Below are 243 nucleotides of genomic sequence, written 5' to 3' on the forward strand. Positions count from 1 at the left end.
ACTCAAAAGGTCTAGTGATAATGGCAAAGAGGTCACACCCGTTCCCATACCGAACACGGAAGTTAAGCTCTTTAGCGTCGATGGTAGTTGGGGTTAGCCCCTGCGAGAGTAGAACATCGCTAGGCAACGTGGAGAATTAGCTCAGCTGGGAGAGCATCTGCCTTACAAGCAGAGGGTCGGCGGTTCGAGCCCGTCATTCTCCATATTATGCCGGTGTAGCTCAGTTGGTAGAGCAACTGACTT

1 tRNA gene and 1 rRNA gene are annotated in these 243 nt (G+C 51.4%); both read left to right on the forward strand.

What is annotated here, in order from left to right:
- Positions 1-10 precede the first annotated feature (10 nt).
- A 5S ribosomal RNA gene (gene rrf, locus DDE80_RS14985) occupies positions 11-125 on the forward strand.
- A gap of 5 nt (positions 126-130) precedes the next feature.
- Positions 131-203, forward strand: a tRNA-Val gene (locus DDE80_RS14990).
- The last annotated feature ends 40 nt before the right edge of the window (positions 204-243 follow it).

It is taken from the genome of Metalysinibacillus jejuensis, from assembly GCF_003057615.1.
Lineage (GTDB): Bacteria > Bacillota > Bacilli > Bacillales_A > Planococcaceae > Metalysinibacillus > Metalysinibacillus jejuensis.